The sequence below is a fragment of the Pseudomonas veronii genome (genome assembly GCF_002028325.1).
In the GTDB taxonomy this organism is placed as follows: Bacteria; Pseudomonadota; Gammaproteobacteria; order Pseudomonadales; family Pseudomonadaceae; genus Aquipseudomonas; species Aquipseudomonas veronii.
In genome coordinates, this window is record NZ_CP018420.1 from 4,871,057 (window position 1) to 4,888,709 (window position 17,653).

The window sequence follows — 17,653 nt, forward strand, 5'->3', positions numbered from 1 at the left end:
ATGCTTGCCAACTTGAGCCAACGGAGCTGATAGACATGAGCCTGATCCAAGATAAATTCGCCTCAGTATTCTCCCAATACGACGTCACCACTCAGCCACGCCCGGACGGCGGTATCCTGCTGACCCTGCGCAACAGCGAAGGCAAGCAGGTCAAGCGCTCGATCTCCTACCAGCAACTGCACACAGCCGATCAACTCACCTGGGTGATCAGTGCCATTCGCCGCGACCTGGCCGAACAAGCCAGCGAACTGCCGCAGATTTCCATGCTGCAGAGCCAGAACCGCTTTGCCCTGCCGACTTACCATTCGGCCTAAGACACACAAAAAAGGGCCGCGACGCCATCCAGCGTCGCGGCCCTTTTTCATGGGTTCAGGACAGGCCCAATCGGGCGGCTTCATTCATCGCTTGTACACGATTGTTGACTTGTAACTTGCCATAGATGTTACGCAGGTGGAATTTCACTGCGGCTTGGGACGTTTCACGAATCCGGCTGATTTCCCAGATGGTCTTGCCTTCGGAGGCCCAGCGCAAGATCTCCAATTCGGTCGGAGTCAGGGGCTTGCCGGACAAGGCCAAGCGTTTTCTGACATCGGTGGGCACGCTCAACGGCGCACCTGACGCCTCTGGATCACTCATCGCTTTCTCTCCTTATTGTTGGCTGATGCTTATCGCCTTTCGGATTCCTCCTATTGACAGGCGATACAAACATTAAGACCGGAGAGAGTTACATAATGGAGCGCGTCAAAGCGTAAGGCCGGCGATAAACAGCCAGGCCTTACAGATAAATAAGCTTCTTCCCACAACAACTTCCAACTCGTCGGGGTTGAAGATTCAAGTCGATTAAGCCTAGTCATCCAACCCAGGGAAACCAGCGGCGATATCGTCCCCGCTGAATTCAGGCACCCCGCCGCCTGCCGCATGGGACAGGCGCAGCGTCACGAAATGTGGGTGCTCGCCCATATCAAACCAATGGGGCATGCCGGCCGGGATCAGCAGCAGGTCATTTTTTTCACAGCGCACGCCGTACACATAGTCACCAATGTGCAAGGCAAACAGGCCTTGGCCGGCGATGAAAAAGCGCGCTTCATCTTCGCTGTAACGCCGTTCGGCAAGGAACTGATCGCGCAATGCCGCCTTCTGCGCAGGATCGCCGGGGGCATGCAGCACCTCGACGCAGGCGTAGCCGAGGGCGTCGATCCGTGGCTGATACGCCGCGATCATGGTGGCGTCGTCCGCGCCTTTTTCAATAACGGCGGGCTGCCAGCGCTCGAATCGCACGCCATGCTCGGCCAGGGTCGACGCGATATCGTCGAAGTGGGTCAGGACTTTGTTCGGTGTGTCCGGTGTGGCGACGTGGTAAACGGCTACATAACTCATAGGACGGTTCCTTGGTTCTGCTCGTGCAATCGAAAGCCGATGATAAGGGCGGCGGCCAGGGCCGCGACGCTGGCGATACTGAAGGTCAGGGCCGGCCCCAACAGGTTCCAGCTGTAACCAGCGTACAGCGCGCCAAGCGCGCCGCCGGTGCCGGCCAAGGCCGCGTATAACGCCTGGCCCTGACCTTGCTGGCGCGCACCGAAGCTGCGCTGCACAAAGGCAATCGCCGCCGCATGAAAACTGCCGAAGGTAGCCGCGTGCATCACCTGCGCCAGCAGCAGCACCCAGAAAAATTCCGCGAACGCGCCCAGCAACAACCAGCGCAGCGCCGCCAACAGGAAACTCGCCAGCAGCACCCGGCGCACCGAGAAACGCGTGAGGATGCGGCTCATGCCCAGGAACATCAACACTTCCGCCACCACCCCGAGGGCCCACAGCATGCCGATCACGCCACGGCTGTAGCCCAAGTGTTCCAGGTGCAGGGTGAGAAAGGTGTAATACGGGCCATGGCTCATTTGCATCAACGCCACGCAGGCGTAAAACGCCAGGACGCCGGGGCTGCGCAACTGCTTGAGGAAGCCCTCGCCCGCCAGGCGGGGGCCGTGGTTCGCCGGCTGCGCATTCGGCACCCACAGGCTGGCACCGATGATCCCGGCCATGATCACCACGACCACCACCGGGTAGATATCCAGGCTCAGCCAGTCGAACAGGCGGCCCATGATCACCACCGTGAGGATGAAGCCGATGGAGCCCCACAGGCGGATCTGGCTATAGCGCGAGGTCTGCTTATGCAGATGGGCCAGGGTGATCACTTCAAACTGCGGCAGCACCGCATGCCAGAAAAACGCATGCAGGGCCATGACCAGGGCCAGCCAGGCATAGGTTTTGCTGACGAAAATCAACGCAAAACTCACCAGCGTACACAGTGCGCCCACACGCACGATGGCCAGACGCTGGCCGGTATAGTCGCCCAGCCAGCCCCACAGATTGGGGGCCACGCAGCGCATCAGCATGGGGATGGCCACCAGCTCGCCGATACGCGCGCTGGAGAACCCCAGGTGATCGAAGTACAGCGCCAGGAACGGCGCCGTGGCCCCCAGCAGGGCGAAGTAGAAGAGGTAGAAGCTGGAGAGTCGCCAGTACGGAAGTGCTGGAGTCATGCAAGGGGCCGCTTTGCGGCAAGGCGCGAGCAAGCTCGCGCGCCACACACCGTCACAACTGGCCCAGTACCGGAGTACTCACGCGCACATCGGCGTTTTGCCCACGGTTGCGCAGCAGGTGGTCCATCAACACGATCGCCATCATCGCTTCGGCGATCGGCGTGGCACGGATGCCGACGCACGGGTCGTGACGGCCCTTGGTGATCACGTCCACCGGGTTGCCGTGTACATCGATCGAACGGCCCGGGGTGGTGATGCTCGACGTGGCCTTGAGCGCCAGGTGCGCAACGATCGGCTGGCCGGAGGAAATACCGCCGAGGATGCCGCCGGCATTGTTGCTGAGGAAACCCTGCGGGGTCAGTTCGTCGCGGTGCTCGGTGCCGCGCTGGGACACGCAAGCGAACCCGGCGCCGATTTCCACGCCTTTGACGGCGTTGATGCTCATCAGCGCGTGGGCCAGCTCAGCGTCCAGACGGTCGAAGATCGGCTCGCCGAGACCCGGTTTCACGCCCTCGGCGACCACGGTGATTTTCGCCCCGACCGAATCCTGGTCGCGGCGCAACTGGTCCATATAGGCTTCCAGCTCCGGCACTTTGTCCGGGTCCGGGCTGAAAAAGGCGTTGTCGTCGACGCTGTCCCAGGTCTTGAACGGGATTTCGATCGGGCCCAGTTGGCTCATGTAGCCACGGACGACGATGCCCTGGGTCGCCAGGTATTTCTTGGCGATGGCACCGGCAGCCACGCGCATCGCGGTTTCGCGGGCCGAGCTGCGGCCGCCGCCACGGTAGTCGCGTTCGCCGTATTTGTGGTGGTAGGTGTAGTCGGCGTGGGCCGGGCGGAACAGGTCCTTGATCGCCGAGTAGTCCTTGGACTTCTGGTCGGTGTTGCGGATCAACAGGCCGATGGCGCAGCCGGTGGTGCGACCTTCGAACACACCGGAGAGGATCTCGACTTCATCGGGTTCCTGGCGCTGGGTGGTGTGGCGGCTGGTGCCGGGCTTGCGGCGGTCGAGGTCACGCTGCAGGTCTTCCAGGGACAGCTCGAGGCCGGGCGGGCAGCCGTCGACAATGGCGACCAACGCCGGGCCATGGCTTTCGCCCGCGGTGGTGACAGTGAACAGCTTGCCGAAGGTATTGCCGGACATGCAGGGCGCTCCGTGAAATCAGTTGTAATCACTCAGCGGTGATAACCAAGCGCACCAGTATACGCGGGCCAACCGACTAGTTCATCCTCGAAACCTTACCGGTAGACGTTGGTCGAACCGGCACCTCCTGAATAATGGCGCAATGATGCTTCGAGTTTTGCTGTTTACCCTCACCCTGTTCACCGCCGTAGCGCATGCCGCGTCCCCCGTGGTGTTGCAACGGCCCATCAGCCTCGACACCGGCAGCGGCGAGCTGTTCGGCTCGCTGCTGCTGCCGCAGTCCGACAAACCGGTGCCGGTGGTGCTGATCATTGCCGGCTCCGGCCCGACCGACCGCAACGGCAACAGTGCCGACGGCGCGCGCAACGACAGTCTCAAGCGCCTGGCGTGGGTGCTGGCCCGGCATAACATCGCCAGCGTGCGCTATGACAAGCGCGGCGTGGCGGCCAGCCTGGCCGCCACGCCCGACGAACGCGACCTGACCCTCGACGCCTACGTGGCCGACGCCGTGGCCTGGGGCAAGCTGCTCAAGGCCGACAAGCGCATGGGCCCGCTGATCGTCCTGGGCCATAGCGAAGGCGCGCTGGTGGCCGCCCTGGCGGCACCGCAACTCGACCCGGCCGGGGTGATTTCCCTGTCGGGCAGCGCCCGCCCGGTCGACCAGGTGATCCGCCAGCAACTGGCCGGTCACCTGCCCCCGGCCCTGCAGTTGCGCAGCAATGAAATCCTCGATCACCTCAAGGCCGGCCAAGTGGATACCGATGTGCCTGGCCCGCTTGAAGGGATTTTCCGACCCAGCGTGCAACCGTATCTGATCAGCCTGTTTCGCGCCGACCCGTCGGCCGCCTTTGCCAGACTGCGCATGCCCGCGCTGATCATCCAGGGCACCAACGATATCCAGGTGGGTGTGGGCGATGCGCGGCAATTGAAGAACGCCAAGCCCGATGCCGAGCTGACGGTGATCGAAGGCATGAACCATGTGATGCGTATCGTGCCCAAGGAGGTGAAGCAACAGTTGGCGTCCTACAACGACCCGCGATTGCCCCTCGCCGCCGAGCTGGAAACCCGCCTGGTTGGCTTTATCGACGGACTTCAGCCCCGTTAACCGACTAATTGCCTCCAGTACTGGGAAAAACGGCCGATAAGCCGAAAGTCGACAGCAAAAAGCCTGTCGACTGGCTGGGCTAGGACAGGATCGCGCCGCATGACTAACACCGAAGCAACACCAGAACCTACCGCCGACACCCCGGCGGAACACACCGAGGTCGTCGACGCGGCGCCCCTGCCGTGGGCGGACGTACAGGCCGAACATTTCAAAATGCTGCGCCTGGCGCCCCTGCCCACCGACCGCTCCACCGGGGTACGCCCCTTGCGGTTTGTGCAATTTGGCTATGTCGAACGCCACGACCACCATCACAGCCTGTTGCGCATGGTCATCCAGTTGCCGGGCCAACGGGTGCGCCGCGAGCAGAATCACCTGGATATCTGGGTCGATCACGCTAAACACCGTGTGCATTTCGGCCCGGGCAACAGCCTGGAAATCGAACCGGCCAACCGTGGCATCGGCCGTTTCCTGGTGGCCCAGGGCGCCGCGTGGGCGAAGAAGAAGTGGTCGCACTACCGCGTCGACGGGGTGGACCTGGCCAACAAGGACGCCCTCAACGAAGCCACACGCCTGCGCCGCGATCACTTCCTGCGTATCCAGGGCTTTGATGTAGCCTACGCCGACGTGCAGCATCTGAAGGGCAACGTGCAGCCCGGCAAGGTCAGCGACGTGCTCGATAGCTGGAACACCGAGAAAGTGCAGTTCGTGGAAATCCTCGAAGCCGCGCAAATGCTGCAACAGGCCGAGCAGAACCTGACGGAGCAGGAAGTGAAGCTGCGCAAGGAAGAGGAAAAGGTCACCAAGTTCAAGCGTGAGGACAGCGGGCTACGCTTCACCATCACCTGTCTGGTGGCGTTTACCGTGTTTCAGGCGGGGTTGTTGATCTGGATTGCCACCCATCGGTGATGTGGGAGCGGGCTTGCTCCCGATAGCGCTGCATCAGTCAATGCATTCAGTGACTGACACGCCCTCATCGGGGGCAAGCCCCCTCCCACACGTCAGAGCGGTCGATTAAACCCGGGCGGCGAATACCGCCTGATGGTTGCGGCACTGCTCGGCCGTGAGCATGAACACACCGTGCCCGCCGCGCTGGAACTCCAGCCAGGCGAAGTCGACTTCCGGGTACAGCGCCTCGACATGCACCTGGCTGTTACCCACTTCGACGATCAACAAGCCCTTCTCGGTCAGGTGGTCCGCCGCTTCGGCGAGCATCCGCCGGACCAGGTTCAAGCCATCGTCGCCGCAGGCCAGGCCCAGTTCCGGTTCGTGCTGGTACTCGTCCGGCATGTCGGCGAAGTCTTCGGCGTCCACATACGGCGGGTTCGACACGATCAAGTCGAAGCGCTGGCCCGGCAGCCCGTCAAAACCGTCGCCCTGTACGGTATACACACGCTCGTCGACGCCATGGCGCTCGATGTTCTGATTGGCCACTTCCAACGCTTCGAACGACACGTCACCCAACACCACTTCGGCGTCCTGGAACTCGTAGGCACAGGCGATGCCGATGCAACCGGAGCCGGTACACAGGTCGAGAATGCGTGCCGGCGGCTGGGCCAGCCAGGGTTCGAAGCGGTTTTCGATAAGTTCGCTGATCGGTGAACGCGGGATCAGCACGCGCTCGTCGACGATAAACGACATGCCACAGAACCAGGCTTCGCCAATCAAGTAGGCTGTCGGCACCCGCTCATGAATGCGACGGTGCAGCAGCCGTTGCAAGTGGGAAACTTCCTCTTCTTCCAGGTTGCAATCCAGGTAGCTGTCGGCAATTTCCCAGGGCAGATGCAAGGCGCCGAGCACCAATTGCCGGGCGTCGTCCCAGGCGTTGTCGGTACCGTGCCCGAAAAACAGCTCTTCCCCATGGAAACGGCTGACAGCCCAACGGATATGGTCGCGCAAGGTGCGCAGGCGGGAAGTGATCACGGGGGCAGACTCCTGGAAAAAACGACTGGCGATTCTAACAGCCTTCGTCTGTAGCGACGACGTGCGAAAAACCTCAACCGTATGTCGGATTTCATCCAATTTGCCATCATTGCGTCAAACAACCGCACCGCTTGACACGGCTGCACGCCAGCAACGGCGTAGCTTACGATGGAAGCGATTCACAGAACCGCTCAGCCAGTGGACAATGGCGCAAAAGCCCCCCTCACAGGAGCCCCCAGAATGTCCGTTCCAAAGACGATGTTTCAAATCAGCGGTCGAGGTTATGCAGCGGCCAATCTCAGCCATGCGACCCTCGTGATCATCGACGCCCAGAAGGAATACCTCAGCGGTCCACTCGCCCTCGCGGGCATGGATGCGGCGGTGGGCAATATCAAGCAACTGGTCGCTGCGGCGCGCAACGCCGGTCGCCCGATCGTGCATGTGCGCCACCTGGGCACCGTCGGCGGCCTGTTTGACCCACAAGGCGAGCGCGGCGAATTCATTCCCGGCCTGGAGCCAATGGGCAACGAAACCATCATCGGTAAACTGCTGCCCAGCGCGTTCCACGGCACCGGCCTGGAAAAACACCTGCAGGACCTCGGTTCCCTGGACCTGATCGTCTGCGGCTTCATGAGCCACTCCAGCGTCAGCACCACCGTGCGCGCCGCCAAGAACCTGGGCTTTCGCTGCACCCTGGTGGAAGACGCCTGCGCCACCCGCGACCTGCCTTACAAGGGCGGCGTCCTGAGTGCCGAGCATGTGCAACAAACCGAAATGGCCATCATGGCCGACAACTTCGCCACCCTCGCCTTGACCAAAGACCTGATCTGATTGCCCCGAAATGAGCGGTGCGGCCGATTCGAGGCCCCGCTCATCTGCAAATGCCTGTCATTTGCTGCAATTACCTCTGGCGCCGGAACAACCTGTGTATCTTCCGGTCGAAGGGCCGATACCCTGGAGGAAAGGTCGGAATGAAGATATCCGATGGTTTTGATGCTCGTCGCTTGCGCCCCAAGGGCCCGAGCAACTGGCGTCTGCGCCTGGTAGCCGGCATTGCCGCGCTGCTGGCGATCATAGGTGTGCTGCTGGCGGTCGCCGGTGGCGCGGGCTTGTCGGGGCATTCCCCGGCGCTGGGCGAACTGAATGCCAGCCCCGGTGGCTCGGCGATGCTGTTGGTGGGCGGCCTGCTGGTGCTGTGGTTCGGCGTGTGGTTATGGCGCCGCAGCCGGCGGCGGATGCGCCAGCCGTTGTCGCTGAACATCGCCTCGCACCTGATGAAAAAGCACGACTGATGGCGCTTGGATAGCGTTTCCTGCGCCCCGGCCGCCGCGATTTAGGTAAACTGCCCGCCCCTCGCGGAGGCTGACATGCAAGACGACGATTTTTCCCTTTTCAAAAACGAGCTGCGCGGCGTCAAGCCGATCAAGCACGACCGCGCCGACACCGGCAAACCCAAGAGTGACCGAGCGCAGATCGCCAAGCTGCGCCAGGCCGCGACTGTACGCACTGACGCCACCACCGTGGACGGTCTGTCGGACCAGTTCGTGATTGACGTCGGCCCCGAAGACGAGCTGATGTGGGCCCGCGACGGCGTGCAGGAAAGCCAGATACGCAAGCTCAAGACCGGCCAGATCCCCTTCGAAGGCAGCCTCGACCTGCACGGCATGAGCGTGGAAAAAGCCCGGGAAACCCTCTGGGCCTTCCTCGCCGAAGCCACCCGGTTCGAAATCCGCTGCGTGCGCGTCACCCACGGCAAGGCCGTGCGCCTGGACGGCAAGCGGCCGATGATCAAGAGCCACGTCAACACCTGGCTGCGCCAGCATGCCCAAGTACTCGGCTTTACCTCCTGCCAGCCCCGCCACGGTGGCGCCGGCGCGGTGTATGTGATGCTCAAGCGCACCATGCTGGAAGGGCGCGACGAGTAACCCGTGCCATCGTCAGGCTTGCAGCGATGGGTCGGCCACCGTACCCTTGCGCTTTGCGAAAATCCCACAGGTAGTTTCATGTCCCTGGAACAGAATTACACCGCGATCCTCGGCCAACTCGGCGAGGACGTTACCCGCGAGGGCCTGCTCGACACGCCAAAGCGTGCCGCCAAGGCGATGCAGTACCTTTGCCGCGGCTATGAACAGACACTGGAAGAAGTCACCAACGGTGCCTTGTTCAGCTCCGACAACAGCGAAATGGTGCTGGTCAAGGACATCGAGTTGTACTCGTTGTGCGAACACCACCTGCTGCCGTTTATCGGCAAGGCCCACGTCGCGTATATCCCGAGCGGCAAAGTGCTGGGCCTGTCGAAGGTCGCGCGGATTGTCGACATGTATGCGCGCCGCCTGCAGATCCAGGAAAACCTCAGCCGCCAGATCGCCGATGCCGTGATGCAAGTGACCGGCGCCCTGGGCGTGGCCGTGGTGATCGAAGCCAAGCACATGTGCATGATGATGCGCGGTGTGGAGAAACAGAATTCGTCGATGATCACCTCGGTGATGCTGGGTGAGTTCCGCGAAAACGCGGCGACCCGCAGCGAATTCCTCAGCCTGATCAAATAACCGGTCGGGTAGGAAAAAGCCGGCGTTCATCGCCGGTTTTTTTTCGCCCCCACAAATCAAGTAAGATGCGGCCCTCTGTTCTGGGCAAGAGGTTTCAGCCATGTTCGTCAAAGCACTTCGAGTGGGCCTCGGCCACGTCATCATCGCGGGCGACTACATTACCCGTCCACGCAAAAAGCAGCGCCCCGCCGAGCAGCAAGCGCAGGTCAACGCGGCCGCCAAGGAACTGACCCTGTATCAGTTCCACGCCTGCCCGTTCTGCGTGAAGACCCGTCGCACCCTGCATCGCCTGAATGTGCCGGTAGCGTTGAAGGATGCGAAGAACAACGAACAGGATCGCCAGACCCTGCTGGAGCAAGGCGGCAAGATCAAAGTGCCGTGCCTGCGCATCGAAGAGAATGGCCAGACCACCTGGATGTATGACTCCAAGGTGATCATCGATTACCTGGACAAGCGCTTCGCCTCCGCCTGACAAACGCCCTCTCCTCTGTAGGAGCGAGCTTGCTCGCGAAAAACCTGAGGACGCCGCTGGGTGTCAGGTTCCCCTCGTTATCGTTGACGATTTTCGCGAGCTGGCTCGCGCCTACAGAGGGGGAATTTCCATGTCCAGTAATGCGGAGCCCAGGCACTTGCCATGGGCGTCCAGCGCCAGCGAACGGGTCACGCCGCCGCGCAAGATCCCCGGCAACACGAAGTTCAGCGCCTGCACGTTGGGCAATTCATAGCGTCGCACCGGCGCCGCACCCGGCTCCAACAGCCCGGCGAAGAACGCCGTCACGCGCGCTGCAGTGAGCTGTTCGCAGAGCAGCGGATAATCCTCAGGGCGATAGGCAATGATCGAAATGTTCGAGGTGTCGCCCTTATCCCCGGTGCGGGAATGGGCCAGGGTATGCAGCTTCATGCTTCGATCCTCGGGTTGACGGCGTCACGCGGCAACAACAACGAGGCCACCGCCACCACCTGGCGCACGCTCTTGCTGGCACCGCCGCCGCCGGACGGGCCGTTGGTGTAGAGGGTTTCCACTTCATTGCCGACCCGCACCGCTTCGCGGCGTTCCTCACAGCGCGCAGCGACGCGCAGGCGCACTTCCCACGGCTCGACGCGGCTGCGCGGGCCGTGCAGCGAGTCCATACCGATCAACTCGGCGCGCACGTCCTGCATCTTCACCCCCATCAGTTCCAGGCGCTTGAGCACCACCTCTCGCGCCAGTTCGGCGCGTGCGACGGCTCCCGGCCCGCCGTAGGACATCTGCCCCTCGCCGATCCAACCGTCCAGGTAACCCACGCTGACTTTCAACCGGTCCGGCCGCGCCCGTCCCGCAGCACCCTGGGCGCGTACCCGGTCGACGCTTTCCTCGATAAAGCTCACCTGGGAAAAGTCGGCCGTCACGTCCGGCGTCAGATAGGCCGCCGGGTCGTGTACTTCGTAGATCAATTGTTCAGTACACGTAGCGCGGCTGACGCGCCCGCCGGACCCGCTCACTTTGGTGATCACGGCGTTGCCCTCGGCATCAATCTCGGCCAGCGGGAAGCCCAGGCGCGCCAGGTCGTCTACGTCCTTGAACCCGGGATCGGCGAAATAGCCGCCGCTGACCTGCCCCGCGCATTCGAGCAAATGCCCGACCAACGTGCCGCGCCCCAGGCGCAACCAATCATCAGCCGCCCAGCCGAACGCAAACATCTGCGGCGCCAGAAATAGCGACGGGTCGGCCACGCGCCCGGTGATCACCACATCGGCCTCGGCGCGCAACGCCTGCAGAATGCCGTCGACGCCCAGGTAGACGTTCGCGGAAATCAGCCGCGCACCCAGCGAGCCAAGGGTCTGGCCGTTATCCAACACCTGCTCGGGGCGCAACACGTCGAGCACATCATCGCCCACCACCGCCACGACCTTGAGGCTCAGGCCCAGCTCATTGGCAATGCGCCGCACTTCAACGGCCGCCGACACCGGGTTGGCCGCGCCCATATTGGTGATCACGCGCAAGCGCCGGCGACCTGCCTGCTCACCGACAAAGGGCAGCACCCGGCGCATGCGCTCACTCAGCAACGGGTCATACCCACCCTGCGGATCGCTGATGCGTGCCTGTTGCGCCAAGGCGATGGTGCGTTCGGCCAGGCATTCGAAGACCAGGTAATCGAGGTCGCCCTGTTCGGCCAGTTCCACGGCAGGTTCGATGCGGTCGCCGGAATAGCCGGCGCCGGAACCGATGCGCAAGGTTTTCATCTCAAAATACTCCCAGGAGCAACGCGGTCAGGGTCATCAACACCGACGCGGCGAACAGAAACGGAATCGTGAAGCGCTGGTGATCGGCCAGCTCGATCTTGCACAGCCCCACCAACAGGAAGGTCGCGGGGGTCAGCGGGCTGACCGGGAAACCGGTGGTGTGTACGCCCAGCAGCGAGGCCTGGGCCACTTGCAGCGGGTCGACGCCCAGGGCCTTGCCGACTTCGGCGATCACCGGCATCACGCCGAAATAGTAGGAATCGGGGTCGAACAACATGCTCAGCGGCATGGAAATAAAGCCCACCACCGCCGGGATCAACTTGCCGTGGCCGGCCGGAATCTGCGCCACCGCCACTTCGGCAATCGCCTTGAGCATGCCGGTGCCTTGCATGATGCCGGTGAACACGCCGGCGGCGAGCAGGATACTGGCCATGGTCAGGGCGGTCTTGGCATGGGCGTCGATGCGTGCGCGCTGGGCGTCGACATTTGGGTAGTTGATGCACAGCGCGACCACGGTGCCGAGCATGAACATCACCACCGGGTCGACCCAGCCGGCGATCATCACCACCATCACCAGTACGGTGAGCATCAGGTTGACCCAGAACAGCCGCGGGCGTCGCAGCTTGATGTCGTCGTCGCTGAGCACCCGTTGCGGCACGGCATCCACCGTCGAACCGGCGCCCAGGCCAAGGCGTTTTTCTTCACGATGGCCGAGCCACCAGGCGCAGGCGAAGACAAAGATCAGGCCGACGATCTGCACCGGGATCAGCGGCTGGAACAGATCCGCCACCGGCACATGCAACGCCGCCGACGAGCGCAGCACCGGGCCGGTCCACGGCAGGAAGTTGACCCCGGCAGCCATCGCGCAGACGCAGGCGAGGATGCGTTTGTCGATGCCCAGCCGCGTATACAGCGGCAGCATCGCCGGCACCGTCACCAGAAACGTCACCGCGCCGGAACCGTCCAGGTGGACCAGCAAGGCGAGGGTCGCGGTGCCAACGACAATTCGTGTAGGACGCGTCCCTACCGTGCGCAGGATGCGATCAATGATCGGGTCAAGCATGCCGGCATCGGTCATGATCCCGAAAAACAGAATCGCGAACACAAACATGCCCACCACCGGGGCAACGTTCTTGATCCCGGTAATGATGAAGGCACTGGTTTGCAGGCCGAACCCGCCGAGCAGCGCAGCGATGATCGGCAAGGCGATCAGCGCCACCAGGGGCGAGAGGCGTTTGCTCATGACGGCAGCGAGCAAGCAAAGGATGGTAATGACACCCAGGGTAGCGAGCATGGGTTACTCCAGAGCGGCCTTGGTGGCCGGTTATTGTTTTCCCTGGAGTATTGGAAACGCGTTAGTCTTTGTAAATTGGAATATTCACCAGCTAGTGTTCGGAAAAACAAAATGAAGAACTCTATCCAACACATCCAAGCCTTCCTCGCTGTCGCGCGCACCGGCAGCTTTACCAAGGCAGCCAACGAACTGCACCTGTCGCCGTCCGCGCTCACCGTGCAGGTTCAGCAACTCGAGGACTGGCTCGGCGTCGCCCTGCTCGACCGCAGCCCGCGGCATGTCAGCATCACGGCCGCCGGCCAGGAAGCGCGCGGGCCGATGGAAAAGCTGCTGCTGGACCTGGACAACATCGTCACCGGCTCCCGCGACCTCGCGGCGTTACGTCGTGGCGTGGTGACCATCGCCGCCCTGCCCTCGGTGTGCGCCGGCGCCCTGCCACCCGCGCTGCGCCTGTTTCGCGAACGCTTCGGCGGGATCGAAGTGCGCCTGCATGACCTGGTGGCCCATCGCATTCATGCCCAGGTGCGCTCGGGCGAGGTGGACTTCGGCATCGGCGTGCGCGCACGGCTGAACCACGGGCTGGCGTTCGTGCCGGTATTGAATGATCGGCTGTGCGCGTTCGTACCGCTGGATCATCCCCTCGCCCGCTATCCGGCGCTGAGCCTGAGGCAACTGGCGGATCAGCCGATCATCCTGACCGGGCGCGACAGCAGTGTGCGCGAACACGTCGAGGCGTTATTTGACGAGACACGCCTGACGATGAACGCGGGCATGGAGGCCAACTACATGTCGACGGTGTTGGCGCTGGTGCGTCAGGGCTTGGGGATCAGTGTGTTGCCGGAGTCGGCGGCGGACAGCCTGGAGGGGTTGAAGCGCATCAGCATCGATCATCCCGGCGTGAACCGCGAGATCGGGTTGATCAGTCGCAGCGCGATGGCGCTGAGCCCGGCGGCGCAGCGCTGTTTCGACTTGCTGCATGACAAATTATCCGACACACCACTGAGCTAAATGTGGGAGGGGCTTGCCCGCTCCCACAATTGACCGAGTGAGTCAGTCGAGCATCGCCACATGTCTGGGATGGCTGGCCACACGCTTCAGCCATGCCTGCAGCGCCGGGTAAGGCGTCAAGTCAAAACCGCCCTCATGCGCCACATGGGTGTAGGCATATAGCGCAATATCCGCAATCGAATACTGCTCGCCCACCAGGTACGGCGTGCTTTGCAGTTGGCGCTCCATGACCTTCAACGCCTTGTAACCGCCCTTGTGGGTGGTTTTGTATTCGTCGAGGCGATCCTCGGGCATCCCCAAGTACAGTTGGATAAAGCGCGCCACCGCAATGTACGGCTCATGGCTGTACTGCTCGAAGAACTGCCACTGCAACACTTGGGTACGCAAGCGCGGTTCGGTCGGCAGAAACTCGCTGCCATCGGCGAGGAAGTTGAGGATCGCATTGGATTCCCACAGGCAGGTGCCGTCTTCGAGCTCCAGCACCGGGATCTTGCCGTTGGGGTTCTTGGCCAGGAATTCGGCGGTCTGGGTGTCGCCCTTGAGGATGTCGACATCCACCCATTGATACGGGATGCCCAACAGGTTGAGCATCAATTTGACCTTGTAGCAGTTGCCCGACTTGTAATCGCCATAAACCTTGTACATGGGGCTCCCCTTATGCCGCTCGCGCGTGCTGTGCTTGACGGACCACTGCGGCCAGGCGCTTGAGACCTTCGTCCAGACGGGACGGGTCGATATGGCTGAAATTGAGCCGCAGTGAGCCAAGGTGCTGGTCCGGCTCGGAAAAGAACGGTTCACCGGGCATGAACGCGACGTTCTGATCGAGCGCAGGTGCCAACAAGGTGCGGGTGTCGAGCGGCTGTTTCAAGGTCAACCAGAAGAATAATCCGCCCTGGGGCACTTGCCAGTCGGCCAATTCGCCGAAATGCCGCTCGAGTGCCGCCTGAAAAGCATCCCGGCGCGCGCGATAGAAACCGCGCAGCTCGACCAGATGCTGTTGATATTTTTCGCTGCCGAGCCACTGCATCGCCTGCCACTGGCCGACGCGGTTGGTGTGCAGGTCGGCCGACTGCTTGAGCTTGAGCAAGTGCGGGAACAGGTCGGGGCTGGCGATCAGGTAACCGACGCGCAGGCCGGGCAACAAGGTTTTCGACACGGTGCCGGTGTAGATCCAACTGGCCTTTTTCAGGCGGCCGGCGATGGGCTGCGCACTGCCGCCGTCGAAGGTCAGTTCGCGGTACGGTTCGTCTTCGATCAGGGTCACGTCGAATTCATCGAGCAGCGCCGCGACGGCTTCGCGCTTGGCCTCGCTGTAACGCACGGCCGACGGGTTCTGGAACGTCGGGATCAGGTAGATGAACGCCGGGCGGTAGCGTTCGAGACGTGAGCGCAACGCGGCCAGGTCCGGGCCGTCGGCTTCCAGTTGTACGGTGAGGCACTCGGCGCCGAACAGTTGGAAAATCTGCAAGGCCGCCAGGTAGGTCGGGCCTTCCAGGAGGATGTTCGTGCCCTTGTCGATATACAGCTTGGCCGCCAGGTCCAGGGTCTGCTGGGAACCGCTGACCACCAGCACCTGGCTGGCCTGGCACGGCACACCCAATGCACGCGCCTCGGCGGCGAGCAATTCACGCAGCTGCGGCTCGCCTTCGCTCATGCCGTATTGGCCGATGTTCACCGGCATGTCGTCCCAGTTCAACGCGGGCAACATCGCTTCGGCCGGCAGCCCACCGGCGAACGACATCATTTCCGGGCGCTGGGCCGCCGCGAGGATTTCACGGATCAAGGAGCTTTTGAGGCGCGTAACACGTTCTGAGAAGGCCATAGGGTCACCGGTAGCAAAGCCTGTGGAAAATACGTCAAACTGGTTGACCGAAATTACGACGACTTGTGTGGATACGTCAATATGCTTGACCTTAAAAACCAGACCAGCCAGCAAACCGCCATGGAAGCGTTCTTCTTCGGCTACCAGGCGTTCACCGCCAAGGCCGACGAAATGCTGGAGCGCCGGGGCCTGAGCCGGGTGCATCAGCGCATCGTATTTTTTATCGCGCGCTACCCCGGCCTGAGCGTGAAGGAACTGCTGGAATTGCTCGGCGTGAGCAAGCAGGCGCTGAACATGCCGCTGCGCCAATTACAGGAAATGCACCTGGTGCAGAGCATCGCGTCGGAGACCGACAAGCGCAAACGCCTGCTGGAATTGAGCGCCGAAGGCCTGCGTTTCGAGCAGTCCTTGCGCCGCGAACAGGTGAAGTTGTTGCAGCGCGCCTTCAATGAAGCGGGGGAAGCCGCGGTGAACGGCTGGCTGGCGGTCAATCAGGCGTTGAGTGCGGTGAATTAGCCTTTCATCCTTTTTTGCGCAGACAATCGAAAACATTATTTGCTTTTTTTGTATACAAAAGCATAATTCGCTTCGTGCGAGTTCCTGACCTATCAGTCAACAAACCCGCCAGTACCTCACAGCGCCTGCGCGCTGACCATAACAATAAAATGCTTGAGGAGTACTTGCTGTGGATAGCCGCAAATCCGAAGCCCCGCTGGACCTCGCCGCGCCGAACCTCTCCGCCGCCGACAGCGGCTGGCTCGAACGCCTGTTCAAACTGCGCGTGCATGGCACCACAGTGAAGACCGAGTTGATCGCCGGCCTCACGACGTTTATCACCATGGCCTACATCATCTTCGTCAACCCGAACATCATGGCCGATGCCGGTATCGATCACGGCGCCGCCTTTGTCGCCACGTGCATCGCTGCCGCGCTGGGGTGCCTGTTGATGGGCCTGTATGCCAACTGGCCGGTGGGCCTGGCGCCGGGCATGGGCTTGAACGCGTTCTTCACCTACACCGTGGTCGGGACCATGGGCTACACCTGGGAGACGGCCCTCGGCGCGGTGTTTATCTCCGGCGTGTTGTTCATGGTGCTGACGCTGTCGCGCATCCGCGAATGGCTGCTCAACAGCATTCCGGTGAGCCTGCGCCATGCGATGGGCGCCGGTGTCGGCTTGTTCCTCGGGGTGATCGGCCTGAAAACCGCCGGCATCATCGTCGACAGCCCGGCCACCCTGATCAAGCTCGGTTCGCTGCACGAGCCGGCACCGTTGCTGGCGGCCATCTGCTTTCTACTGATTGCCATCCTCAGCTACCACCGGGTGTTCGGCGCGATCCTCATCAGCATCATCGCCGTGACCCTCGCCGGCTGGGGCCTCGGGCTGGTGCACTACAACGGCATCCTCGCCACCCCGCCGAGCCTGGCACCGACCTGGTTAGCCATGGACGTGATGGGTGTATTCAATGTGAGCATGATCAGCGTGGTATTCGCCTTTCTGTTTGTACACATGTTCGACACCGCCGGCACCCTGATGGGCGTCGCGCAACGGGCCGGGCTGGTCAACCCCGACGGCAAGATCCACAACCTGTCCCGTGCGTTGAAGGCCGACAGCGCCTCCAGCGTGTTCGGCGCCATGGTCGGCGTGCCACCGGTGACCAGCTACGTGGAAAGTGCCGCCGGTGTCGCCGCCGGCGGCCGTACCGGGCTGACCGCCGTGACCGTGGGCGTGCTGTTTGTGGCGGCGATGTTTTTCGCGCCGCTGGCGGGCATGATTCCTGCGTATGCCACCGCCGGCGCGCTGATTTATGTGGCGATGCTGATGATGGCGAGCATGGCCCATATCAATTGGGACGACGCTACCGACAGCATTCCGGCGATCGTTACCGCGATCATGATGCCGCTGACCTTCTCGGTCGCCGACGGGATCGCCCTGGGCTTTATCACTTACGTGGCGCTCAAGGCCGGCAGCGGCAAGTACCGCGAAATTTCCGTCAGCCTGTGGGTGCTGTGCGCGATCTTTATCGCGAAATTCATCTTCCTCTAGGTCGGCA

The 17,653-nt window shown here is 62.3% G+C and carries 21 protein-coding genes and 1 pseudogene; 11 read left to right on the top strand and 11 right to left on the bottom strand.

The features are described from left to right. Positions 1-35 precede the first annotated feature (35 nt). Positions 36-314, top strand: coding sequence for a DUF3509 domain-containing protein (locus tag PverR02_RS22175; protein WP_016970113.1), 279 nt, complete (start codon positions 36-38; stop codon positions 312-314). Positions 315-369: 55 nt separating this feature from the next. Here the strand turns inward: PverR02_RS22175 and PverR02_RS22180 are convergent, their stop codons facing one another. From PverR02_RS22180 to aroC, 4 genes are all read right to left on the bottom strand, one after another. Further along, entirely contained in the window at positions 370-636 is a 267-nt protein-coding gene (locus PverR02_RS22180; protein WP_046382574.1) for a response regulator transcription factor, read from the bottom strand. Between the two features lie 210 nt (positions 637-846). After that, entirely contained in the window at positions 847-1,377 is a 531-nt protein-coding gene (locus PverR02_RS22185; RefSeq protein ID WP_017845848.1) for an acireductone dioxygenase, read from the bottom strand. Next, positions 1,374-2,537, bottom strand: a complete 1,164-nt coding sequence (locus PverR02_RS22190; RefSeq protein WP_079444419.1) for an MFS transporter — start codon at positions 2,535-2,537, stop codon at positions 1,374-1,376. Before PverR02_RS22190 ends, PverR02_RS22185 begins: the two co-directional genes overlap by 4 nt. A gap of 52 nt (positions 2,538-2,589) precedes the next feature. Further along, positions 2,590-3,681, bottom strand: a complete 1,092-nt coding sequence (gene aroC, locus PverR02_RS22195; protein WP_046382572.1) for a chorismate synthase — start codon at positions 3,679-3,681, stop codon at positions 2,590-2,592. Between the two features lie 142 nt (positions 3,682-3,823). On the opposite strand from aroC, the gene PverR02_RS22200 reads away from it, so the two are divergent. Together PverR02_RS22200 and PverR02_RS22205 are read left to right on the top strand one after the other, a co-directional pair. Next, entirely contained in the window at positions 3,824-4,786 is a 963-nt protein-coding gene (locus tag PverR02_RS22200) for an alpha/beta hydrolase (RefSeq protein ID WP_079444420.1), read from the top strand. A gap of 99 nt (positions 4,787-4,885) precedes the next feature. Beyond that, entirely contained in the window at positions 4,886-5,692 is an 807-nt protein-coding gene (locus PverR02_RS22205; RefSeq protein ID WP_017845844.1) for a hypothetical protein, read from the top strand. A gap of 105 nt (positions 5,693-5,797) precedes the next feature. On the opposite strand, the gene prmB is transcribed toward PverR02_RS22205, so the two are convergent. Further along, positions 5,798-6,706 (bottom strand): 50S ribosomal protein L3 N(5)-glutamine methyltransferase, encoded by a 909-nt coding sequence (gene prmB, locus PverR02_RS22210; protein WP_017845843.1) that lies wholly within the window; start codon positions 6,704-6,706, stop codon positions 5,798-5,800. 240 nt (positions 6,707-6,946) lie between these two features. Between prmB and PverR02_RS22215 the strand changes: the two genes are divergently transcribed. From PverR02_RS22215 to PverR02_RS22235, 5 genes are all read left to right on the top strand, one after another. Beyond that, complete coding sequence (locus PverR02_RS22215) at positions 6,947-7,537, top strand: cysteine hydrolase family protein (RefSeq protein WP_026139885.1); 591 nt, start codon at positions 6,947-6,949, stop codon at positions 7,535-7,537. Between the two features lie 140 nt (positions 7,538-7,677). Continuing rightward, on the top strand, positions 7,678-7,998 hold the full coding sequence (locus PverR02_RS22220) for a hypothetical protein (protein WP_046382569.1): 321 nt from the start codon (positions 7,678-7,680) through the stop codon (positions 7,996-7,998). A gap of 75 nt (positions 7,999-8,073) precedes the next feature. After that, positions 8,074-8,631: a Smr/MutS family protein gene (locus tag PverR02_RS22225; RefSeq protein ID WP_017845840.1), complete on the top strand. Its 558-nt coding sequence runs from the start codon at positions 8,074-8,076 to the stop codon at positions 8,629-8,631. Positions 8,632-8,709: 78 nt separating this feature from the next. Then, complete coding sequence (folE, locus tag PverR02_RS22230; protein WP_017845839.1) at positions 8,710-9,255, top strand: GTP cyclohydrolase I FolE; 546 nt, start codon at positions 8,710-8,712, stop codon at positions 9,253-9,255. A 100-nt stretch (positions 9,256-9,355) separates the two neighbouring features. Beyond that, a complete protein-coding gene (locus tag PverR02_RS22235; protein WP_079444421.1) occupies positions 9,356-9,727 on the top strand; it encodes a glutathione S-transferase N-terminal domain-containing protein in 372 nt (123 codons plus the stop codon). Between the two features lie 16 nt (positions 9,728-9,743). On the opposite strand, the pseudogene PverR02_RS32780 reads toward PverR02_RS22235, so the two are convergent. From PverR02_RS32780 to PverR02_RS22255, 4 genes and pseudogenes are all read right to left on the bottom strand, one after another. Next, positions 9,744-9,869 (bottom strand): annotated as a pseudogene (locus tag PverR02_RS32780) (outer membrane lipoprotein carrier protein LolA); the annotation flags it as partial. Beyond that, a complete protein-coding gene (locus PverR02_RS22245) occupies positions 9,839-10,156 on the bottom strand; it encodes an AtuA-related protein (protein ID WP_046382567.1) in 318 nt (105 codons plus the stop codon). The gene PverR02_RS22245 and the pseudogene PverR02_RS32780, both read right to left, overlap by 31 nt. Then, positions 10,153-11,478: an acyclic terpene utilization AtuA family protein gene (locus PverR02_RS22250; RefSeq protein ID WP_079444422.1), complete on the bottom strand. Its 1,326-nt coding sequence runs from the start codon at positions 11,476-11,478 to the stop codon at positions 10,153-10,155. Before PverR02_RS22250 ends, PverR02_RS22245 begins: the two co-directional genes overlap by 4 nt. Position 11,479: 1 nt before the next feature. Beyond that, positions 11,480-12,772: a CitMHS family transporter gene (locus tag PverR02_RS22255; RefSeq protein WP_057003893.1), complete on the bottom strand. Its 1,293-nt coding sequence runs from the start codon at positions 12,770-12,772 to the stop codon at positions 11,480-11,482. Positions 12,773-12,883: 111 nt separating this feature from the next. Here PverR02_RS22255 and PverR02_RS22260 point away from each other — a divergent pair, with 111 nt between their 5' ends. Further along, complete coding sequence (locus tag PverR02_RS22260; RefSeq protein WP_079444423.1) at positions 12,884-13,780, top strand: LysR family transcriptional regulator; 897 nt, start codon at positions 12,884-12,886, stop codon at positions 13,778-13,780. A gap of 42 nt (positions 13,781-13,822) precedes the next feature. Here PverR02_RS22260 and PverR02_RS22265 read toward each other — a convergent pair whose 3' ends face one another. Both PverR02_RS22265 and PverR02_RS22270 read right to left on the bottom strand, forming a co-directional pair. Beyond that, positions 13,823-14,425 (bottom strand): glutathione S-transferase family protein, encoded by a 603-nt coding sequence (locus PverR02_RS22265; RefSeq protein ID WP_017845833.1) that lies wholly within the window; start codon positions 14,423-14,425, stop codon positions 13,823-13,825. Between the two features lie 10 nt (positions 14,426-14,435). Beyond that, on the bottom strand, positions 14,436-15,602 hold the full coding sequence (locus PverR02_RS22270; protein ID WP_017845832.1) for an aminotransferase-like domain-containing protein: 1,167 nt from the start codon (positions 15,600-15,602) through the stop codon (positions 14,436-14,438). Positions 15,603-15,683: 81 nt separating this feature from the next. Here PverR02_RS22270 and PverR02_RS22275 point away from each other — a divergent pair, with 81 nt between their 5' ends. Next, the gene (locus PverR02_RS22275; protein ID WP_079444424.1) at positions 15,684-16,118 is read left to right on the top strand and encodes a MarR family winged helix-turn-helix transcriptional regulator; all 435 of its coding nucleotides are present in this window, start codon (positions 15,684-15,686) and stop codon (positions 16,116-16,118) included. 196 nt (positions 16,119-16,314) lie between these two features. After that, the gene (locus tag PverR02_RS22280) at positions 16,315-17,646 is read left to right on the top strand and encodes an NCS2 family permease (protein WP_164887040.1); all 1,332 of its coding nucleotides are present in this window, start codon (positions 16,315-16,317) and stop codon (positions 17,644-17,646) included. Positions 17,647-17,653 lie beyond the last annotated feature (7 nt).